8 protein-coding genes are annotated in these 7,430 nt (G+C 72.3%); 4 read left to right on the top strand and 4 right to left on the bottom strand.

Annotation, left to right across the window (positions count from 1 at the left end; genetic code table 11):
- Positions 1–161: 161 nt before the first annotated feature.
- A complete protein-coding gene (locus tag ACX28W_RS40480; protein ID WP_362074972.1) occupies positions 162–1,403 on the top strand; it encodes an ROK family protein in 1,242 nt (413 codons plus the stop codon).
- A 32-nt stretch (positions 1,404–1,435) separates the two neighbouring features.
- Here the strand turns inward: ACX28W_RS40480 and ACX28W_RS40475 are convergent, their stop codons facing one another.
- From ACX28W_RS40475 to ACX28W_RS40460, 4 genes are read right to left on the bottom strand one after another with little or no spacing between them, the layout of a single operon-like run.
- Positions 1,436–1,765 (bottom strand): WHG domain-containing protein, encoded by a 330-nt coding sequence (locus ACX28W_RS40475; RefSeq protein ID WP_459005126.1) that lies wholly within the window; start codon positions 1,763–1,765, stop codon positions 1,436–1,438.
- Positions 1,651–2,442 (bottom strand): phosphotriesterase family protein, encoded by a 792-nt coding sequence (locus ACX28W_RS40470; RefSeq protein WP_459005125.1) that lies wholly within the window; start codon positions 2,440–2,442, stop codon positions 1,651–1,653. The genes ACX28W_RS40475 and ACX28W_RS40470 overlap by 115 nt, the downstream gene beginning before the upstream one ends.
- A complete protein-coding gene (locus ACX28W_RS40465; RefSeq protein ID WP_459005124.1) occupies positions 2,439–3,023 on the bottom strand; it encodes a DUF4865 family protein in 585 nt (194 codons plus the stop codon). Before ACX28W_RS40465 ends, ACX28W_RS40470 begins: the two co-directional genes overlap by 4 nt.
- Positions 3,024–3,040: 17 nt before the next feature.
- Positions 3,041–3,601 (bottom strand): TetR/AcrR family transcriptional regulator, encoded by a 561-nt coding sequence (locus tag ACX28W_RS40460; protein WP_459005123.1) that lies wholly within the window; start codon positions 3,599–3,601, stop codon positions 3,041–3,043.
- Between the two features lie 177 nt (positions 3,602–3,778).
- On the opposite strand from ACX28W_RS40460, the gene ACX28W_RS40455 reads away from it, so the two are divergent.
- The 3 genes from ACX28W_RS40455 to ACX28W_RS40445 are packed head-to-tail and all read left to right on the top strand — an operon-like array spanning position 3,779 to position 7,394.
- On the top strand, positions 3,779–4,087 hold the full coding sequence (locus tag ACX28W_RS40455; RefSeq protein WP_459005122.1) for an SHOCT domain-containing protein: 309 nt from the start codon (positions 3,779–3,781) through the stop codon (positions 4,085–4,087).
- On the top strand, positions 4,084–4,836 hold the full coding sequence (locus ACX28W_RS40450; protein WP_459005121.1) for an ABC transporter ATP-binding protein: 753 nt from the start codon (positions 4,084–4,086) through the stop codon (positions 4,834–4,836). Before ACX28W_RS40455 ends, ACX28W_RS40450 begins: the two co-directional genes overlap by 4 nt.
- Positions 4,833–7,394 carry an ABC transporter permease gene (locus tag ACX28W_RS40445; protein ID WP_459005120.1) on the top strand — a complete coding sequence of 854 codons (2,562 nt, stop codon included), beginning with the start codon at positions 4,833–4,835 and terminating at the stop codon, positions 7,392–7,394. The genes ACX28W_RS40450 and ACX28W_RS40445 overlap by 4 nt, the downstream gene beginning before the upstream one ends.
- The last annotated feature ends 36 nt before the right edge of the window (positions 7,395–7,430 follow it).

The following is a 7,430-nucleotide window of genomic DNA, read 5'->3' as shown; positions in this document are numbered from 1 at the left end:
ACCATCGCTGCCACACCGCACTCGAAGGCCAGCCCCCGATCAGCCGCGTCAACAACCCTGCGGGTCAATACACCTAGGCCCTGTCGACCGCTGCGCGAGCGCGCGGTTTTCGGCCGCTCGAAGGGGGCACCGCACGAGCGGATCATGGGAGACTCGCCCACATGAACGGCAAGGCGGGCCCCCGGGCGGCGGGGGAAGGGAACACGCGGACGCGGCTGGACCGGGGGCGCGGGGCGCTCGGACCCGCGCTGGAGCTCGTGCACACCGGACGTGCGCCGACGCGTGCCGTTCTCACCGCCGAACTGGGGGTCACTCGGGCGACCGCGGGCGCGGTGGCCGCGGAGCTGGAGGCGCTGGGGCTGATCCGGGTCGACGCACGGCCCGGCGCGGCGGCCGGTTCGCAGGGGCGGCCCTCGCACCGCCTCGAAGTCGCCGAGGACGGGCCGGTCGCGCTCGCCGCGCAGGTGCACGCCGACGGGTTCCGCGCCGCGCTGGTCGGGCTCGGCGGCCGGATCGTCGCGACCGCGCCCGGCTGCGAGACCGTCGACGCCGATCCGGCGAAGGTGCTCGGTTCGGTCGTGGAGGCCGGCGCCGAGCTGCTCCGCGCGACCGGGCGGCGCTGTGTGGGCGCCGGACTCGCCGTGCCGTCCGCCGTCGCGGAGCCGGAAGGGCTCGCGCTCAATCCGCTGCACCTGGCATGGCCGGCGGGCTCTCCGGTCCGCCAGATCTTCGCCGAGAAGGTGCGCGCGGCCGGAATCCACGGACCCGCGTTCGCCGCCAACGACGTCAACCTGGCCGCGCTCGCCGAACATCGGCACGGCGCGGGACGCGGCGCCCGCGACCTGCTCTGCGTGGCCACCGGACACCGGGGCGTCGGTGGCGCGCTGGTGCTCGACGGGCGGCTGCACACGGGCAGTTCGGGCCTCGCCCTCGAAGTCGGACACCTCACGGTCAACCCCGAGGGCCGCCCCTGCTACTGCGGCAGCCGTGGCTGTCTCGACGTCGAGGCGGATCCGCTGGCCTTCCTCATCGCGGCGGGCCGCGCGCCCGGCCCCGAGGTGTCGCTGCTCCAGCAGGCCAACGACCTGATCCGCGGCCAGTACGCCGACCCGTCCGTCCGTACGGCCACCGAGGCCCTGATCGACCGGCTGGGCCTCGGCCTTGCCGGACTGGTCAACATCCTCAACCCGGACCGGATCATCCTCGGCGGGTTGCACCGCACCCTGCTCGACGCGAACCCGGACCGGCTGCGTGCCGTCGTCGCCGACCGCAGCCTGTGGGGGCAGAGCGGGGGCGTGCCGATCCTCGCCTGCACGCTGGACCACAACAGCCTGGTCGGGGCGGCCGAGTTGGCGTGGCAGCCGGTGCTGGACGATCCGCCGGCGGCAATGGCTCACGCCTGATGGGCCGCGCCTGAAGGTTCGCGCCTGATGGTTCACTCGCGGGGTGAGGAAGCGGCGGCCGGCTCGCGCGCGGCCTGAACGGCTCGTGCGGCGATGTCGTCAAGGCTGTATCGGGTGCCTCCAGTGCCCCGGGTGTAGAAGCCGTCCCGGAGCAGCGTCGCGTAGCCGTGGGCCAGCGCGACGAGGCGCCCGGCGAGTCGCAGTGCGTCCTGCGGGGAGGACGCACCTGCCTCCACGGCCAGCTCGGTCAACAGGTCCATGAGCGCGCGCCCGGCGTCGGCCAGCGACTCGTCCCGCAGGTCCTCCAGTTCCGGTGCGTAGATGATGCCGAACCCCGCCCCGCGCTCGACCGCGAACCGCACATAGGCTCCGCCGGCCGCGGCGAACCGGTCCACCGGAGCAGGACCCGCGTCCAGCGCGACGGCACGGACGGCGTCCGTGAGTTCACGCGCGGCGGCCGCGGCGACGGCGGCCAGGAGATGGCTCCGGTCGCTGAAGTGCCGGTAGGGCGCCGCGGTGCTGATGCCGAGGCGGCGCGCGACCTTGGCCAGGAGAAGTCCGCCGGACCGCTCTCGGCGAGCAGCTCGAAGCTCGCACGGATCAGCGCGGCGGGCAGGTCATCGAGGGCGTGGAAGCCACCCGCGACCTTGATGAGTCCGGCCCGGACCCCGGACGTGCCGATGCCCTCCGTCAGCTCGGCCACGAACACGTCGGTGAGCCTGCCGCGCAGCTCGGTCAGCGAATCCGCCGGGTAGCGCGCCGCCTGGTGCAGGCCCGTCGCGGCGACCACATGGACACCCGTGTCACGGGAGATCGACGGCAGGTCCGCGGCGCGCCGGCCCAGTCCGTACGGCGTCCACTGCACCACGCTCCCGCCGCCCCGCTCACGGAACGCGGCCAGTTCGGCCCTCGCGCCGGACGCGTCGCGCAGTTCCTGGCCGGGGAGCAGGGGGCTGCCGAAGAAGAGGTGGTCGTGGGAATCGCACACCCCAAGGGTGCGGGGGAGCAGGTCTCCGAGGACCGTACGGACCGAGCTCACCACTGCCGGCCCCGCGGCAGTCGGCCGCGCTCCGGTGCCGACATGTGCAGCACCTGGAAAACCTCACCCGACGCCTTGGGGGAGTCGTGGTTCCAGACGGAGAAGTGGACCAGCTCCCAATGGCGCGGGTCGACGGCGGCGGCCGCGCAGACCGCGCCGTCCAGCGCGGCCAGCCGCCCGGCCTCGCGCACTGCCTCCCGCATCACTTCGGACAGCTCCACACCCTCGGGTACGGCCTGTCGGCGCCGTACCGCGACCTCGGCGGGGGAGCCTGCGGCGCCGCCCTCCTCGTACGCGAGACCCGTCCAGTGCTGGATCACCGGTCGCCCGAAGTCGGCGACCAGCCCCTGGAACGCACCGCCCCAGAGGAAGGAGTTCATGCCCTCCGCGGTGTTCCACAGGTAGAACGGCGCGTACTGGTTGACCGGCGAGCCGTCCACCCCGCGCTCGCGCATCAAGTAGGTCTTGAACCCGAGCCCCGCCCGGTCGTCGAGCAGGTGCCCGACGCGGGAGACGCGGTCGCGGATGATGTCCATGTCGTAGTCGGCGGGGAGAGTGAGCTCGTACTGCATGGCGTGCATCGCGGTGTTCTCCTTCTTCAGCGAACAGGGGAGAGAAGGGAGAGCAGTCCGCGCACCGCCGTGTCGAACGCGGCCGGTGAGCCCGACGCCCGCGCCAGTACATAGCCGCCCTGGACGGTGGCGACGATCGTCGCGGCGATCTCCTCGGCGTCGAGCATGGGCCCGAACTGCCCCTGCTCCTTGCCCTCCTCGACGATCCCGGCAAGCCGCTCCCGCAGCCAGTCGAGCGTCTCGTCGACCGGCGCGCGCAGCTCCTCGGCGGCAACCACGTCCGGGTCCATCGTCAGCCGCCCGACGGGGCAGCCGCGCAGCACGTCACGCTCGCGGCGCAGATACGCCTCGATGCGCTCGTACGGCGATCCTGGTGCGCTCAGTACGCCCTCGGCGGTAGCCCGCATCTCCTCGGCGGTGCGGCGAATCGCGGCCAGGGCGAGATCGGGCTTGCCCTTGAAGTGGTGGTACATGCTTCCCTGCCCCGCGCCCGCGTGCTGCTGGATCGCCTTGGGGCTGGTGCCCACGTAACCGCGCTCCCACAGCAGCTCACGCGTGGACTCGATCAACCGCTCCGGAGTGCTCATGACGCCACTGTACATACTAGTAGGTACAGAAATCGAGGCTCTCAGGAAGCAGGGGAGGGCACCCCGTGTACTCCCACGGAGGTACGCGGGGTGCCGCTGGCCGTACGACGACTCGAACCCCCTCCCGGAGCCAGTCTCGAGGCATCGCAACACATCCCACCGAGGAGATGACTCGAGATGCAGACCCTGGCGAACTGGGACGGCGGGCCCGGCCCGTGGATCCTCTTCCTCCCGCTGATCTGGGCGGCCGTGGTGATCGGCGGAGTGACCTTCCTGCGCCGCACCGTCTGGCGCGGTCGCCGCGGACCGTGGCGCGCGACGGGCGACTTCGGCCCCCAGGGCGACTCCCGTCCGACCGGTGACTCACCCATCGCCGTGCTCGGCCGCCGCTTCGCCTCCGGCGAGATCGACGAGGACGAGTACTGGCGCCGACTCTCCGTCCTGGACGAGCAGTTCGGGCGTACGGGCAAGGGAGGCACGGCATGAGCGTCACGACGCGTCATGCCGCGGGCGTCGCCGACGCCGTCAAGGTGTACGGCTCCGGCGACACCGCCGTGCGGGCCCTGGACGGGGTGAGTGTCGGGTTTCCGGCCGGGCGCTTCACCGCGATCATGGGCCCCTCGGGCTCCGGCAAGTCCACCCTGATGCACTGCGCGGCCGGGCTGGACACGCTCACCTCGGGCGCCGCCTTCATCGGAGAGACCGAGCTGGGCACGCTCGACGACCGTCGCCTCACCCTGCTGCGCCGCGACCGCGTCGGCTTCGTCTTCCAGGCGTTCAACCTGGTCCCGACGCTGACCGTCGCGGAGAACATCACCCTGCCGCTGGACCTGGCCGGGGCCAAGGGGTCGCGCGAATGGGTCGACGCGCTCGTCGACGTCGTCGGCCTGCGCGACCGGCTCCACCACCGCCCCAGCGAGCTCTCCGGCGGACAGCAGCAACGCGTCGCCGTGGCACGGGCGTTCGCCGGACAGCCCGACGTCGTCTTCGCCGACGAGCCCACCGGCAACCTCGACTCCCGCTCCGGCGAGGAGGTGCTGGGCCTCCTCGGCCGGGCGGTGCGCCGGATGGACCGCACGGTCGTCATGGTCACGCACGATCCGGTCGCCGCCGCGCACGCGGACGAGGTCGTCTTCCTCGCCGACGGACGCCTCGTGGACCGGATGGAATCCCCGACGGCCGACAAGGTCCTCGACCGGATGAAGGCCTTCGACGGAACGGCGGTCCCGTCATGAACGCCTCCTTGCGCATCAGCCTTTCGTCCCTGCGCGCCCACAAACGACGCTTCGCCGGTACGTTCCTGGCGGTGCTCCTCGGTGTCGCCTTCCTGGCCGGAACGCTGGTCATGGGCGACACACTGCGGGCGAGCTTCGACTCGATGTTCGGTAACGCGACGAGCGGTACGGACGCCGTCGTCCGCAGCGCCGACGCCATCACGACGCCCGGCGAGAGCGAGGGCGTACGCGCGCCCGTCGACACCGACCTCGTGAAGACCATCGAGCGGACCCCCGGTGTCGCGGCCGCCGTGCCCGACATCCAGGGCGCCGGCCAGCTCGTCGGGTCCCACGGCAAGCCCATCGGCGGTCAGGGCCCACCCACCCTCGCCGGCAACTGGATCGACGACCCCGAGCTCAGCGCCTACCGACTCGCCGAAGGGCGCACCCCGTCGAACTCCGGCGAAGTCGTTGTCAACCGGGGCGCCGCGAAGAAGGGCGGACTCAGGATCGGCGACACGACGACGCTGCGCACGCCCGACCCCGTCGAGGTGACGATCGTGGGTCTCGCGACCTTCGGCGGCGAGGATGGCATGGCGCAGGTGACGTTCACCGGAATGACGCGGGCCGACGCCGAGAAGTACCTCACCGCGAAGCCCGGCGAGGCCGCGAGCATCCGGGTGCGGGCAGGTCCCGGCGTCAGTCAGCAGCAACTCGTCTCCGACCTGACTCCCGTCCTGCCCGGGGGAGTCGAGGCGATCACCGGCCAGGAGTCGGCGCAGGAGAACACCGACATGATCTCCAGCCAGTTCCTGACCGTCTTCACCACTCTCCTGCTGGTGTTCTCCGGTATCGCGCTGCTCGTCGCGACCTTCTCCATCCACAACACCTTCGCGATCGTCGTAGCCCAACGCACCCGCGAGAACGCCCTGTTGCGCGCGCTCGGCGCCTCGCGCCGTCAGGTCACCGTCTCGGCGCTCGTCGAGGCGAGCGTCGTCGCCGTGACCGCGTCGGCCGCGGGGCTCGCGGGCGGCATCGGCATCGCGGCCGGACTGCAGGCACTGTTCCCGGCCATCGGATTCCCCTTCCCCGACGGCGCCTTGGTGATCGGCGGCGTGTCCATGGTGCTGCCGCTCGCGGTCGGCGTCGTGGTCTGTCTCGGCTCCGCGCTGCTGCCCGCCGTACGCGCCGGACGTACCGCACCGCTGGCCGCGCTGCGGGAGACGGCCGTCGACCAGTCCGGTGCCTCACGGGGACGGGCGGTCGCGGGTGTCGGCCTGGCCGCACTGGCGCTCGGGATCACCCTGGCCGGGGTACTGGTGAATCCGTCCCTGTGGCTCGCGGGCCTCGGCGCCGTGCTGGCCCTCGCCGCCTTCGTGGTCCTCGGGCCCGTCGCGTCCTCGACCGCCGTACGCGTCCTCGGCATTCCCCTCGACAGACTGCGCGGCGTCACGGGCGGACTCGCCCGGCGCAACGCGCTGCGCAGCCCGAAGCGGACCGCCGCCACCGCGAGCGCCCTGATGATCGGCGTCGCGGTCGTCTCGCTGTTCACCGTCTTCGGCGCGTCGCTGAAGGCCACCATGGACCAGACGGTCTCCCGGTCCTTCGCGGGCGACGTCGCAGTCAGCACCCCGTCGTTCGGTGCGGGCGGCAGCGGGCTGAGCCCGAAGCTCGCCCCCGCGATCGCCGAACAGCCCACGGTCGAAAACGCCGTCGGCCTGGGCCGCGGCGTCGCCGAAGTCGACGGCAAAGGACGCGCGTTGACCGTCACCGACCCGGTAACCCTCGGCAAGGTCTTCGACCTGGGCGACATACACGGCTCGCTCGACGACCTGGGCACCGACGGCATCGCCCTCACCAAGAGCGAGGCCGATGAGCAGCACCTCAAGGTCGGCGACACCGCCCAACTCGCCTTCACCGAAGGCAAGAAGGAGACGTTCACCGTCCGCGCGGTCTACGGCCGGTCGGAACTCGCGGGTGACTACGTCATCACGCGCGCCGCCTGGGCCCCGCACCGCACCCAGGACTCCGACAGCGTCATCGCCGTCTCCTTCAAGGACGGCGTGAGCACGGCCGACGGCAAGGCCGCGGTCAAGAAGGTCGCGGAGCGGTACGGCAATCCCGAGGTACAGACCCGTGAGGAGTACGCGCAGTCCTCGGCCGGTGGCATCGACATGATGCTGACCCTGGTCTACGCGCTGCTCGCGCTCGCGGTGCTCATCGCCTTGCTCGGCATCGCCAACACGCTCACCCTCGCGATCCACGAGCGGACCCGTGAACTCGGTCTGCTGCGGGCCGTCGGACAGACCCGGGCGCAGTTGCGCGCCATGGTCCGCTGGGAGTCGGTGCTCGTCGCCGCCTTCGGTACGGCAGGCGGACTCGTCCTCGGCGGCTTCCTCGGCTGGGTGCTTGTCGAGGCCTCGGACGGCGCGTCGGCCAGCGCCTTCGCCTTCGCGGTGCCGCCCGTGCGGCTCGGCGTGGTGGCGTTGGTGGGGCTCGCGGCCGGAGCCTTCGCAGGCCTGCGTCCGGCCCGCCGGGCGGCGCGCCTGGACGTGCTGCGCGCCATCGCCACCGAGTGACCCACCGGGGTACGTACGGTCCGGTCCACCGAGGGA

This window comes from Streptomyces sp. SD15 (genome assembly GCF_054462255.1).
Note: the sequence above shows the minus strand (reverse complement) of the source record. Positions and strands in the feature narration are given on the sequence as shown.

What these genes read in the sequence shown, in the direction of transcription:
- ACX28W_RS40480 (WP_362074972.1), top strand. Translation starts at nt 162, where the DNA reads ATGAACGGCAAGGCGGGCCCCCGGGCGGCGGGGGAAGGGAACACGCGG.
- ACX28W_RS40465 (WP_459005124.1), bottom strand. Translation starts at nt 3,023, where the DNA reads ATGCACGCCATGCAGTACGAGCTCACTCTCCCCGCCGACTACGACATG.
- ACX28W_RS40460 (WP_459005123.1), bottom strand. Translation starts at nt 3,601, where the DNA reads ATGAGCACTCCGGAGCGGTTGATCGAGTCCACGCGTGAGCTGCTGTGG.
- ACX28W_RS40455 (WP_459005122.1), top strand. Translation starts at nt 3,779, where the DNA reads ATGCAGACCCTGGCGAACTGGGACGGCGGGCCCGGCCCGTGGATCCTC.
- ACX28W_RS40450 (WP_459005121.1), top strand. Translation starts at nt 4,084, where the DNA reads ATGAGCGTCACGACGCGTCATGCCGCGGGCGTCGCCGACGCCGTCAAG.
- ACX28W_RS40445 (WP_459005120.1), top strand. Translation starts at nt 4,833, where the DNA reads ATGAACGCCTCCTTGCGCATCAGCCTTTCGTCCCTGCGCGCCCACAAA.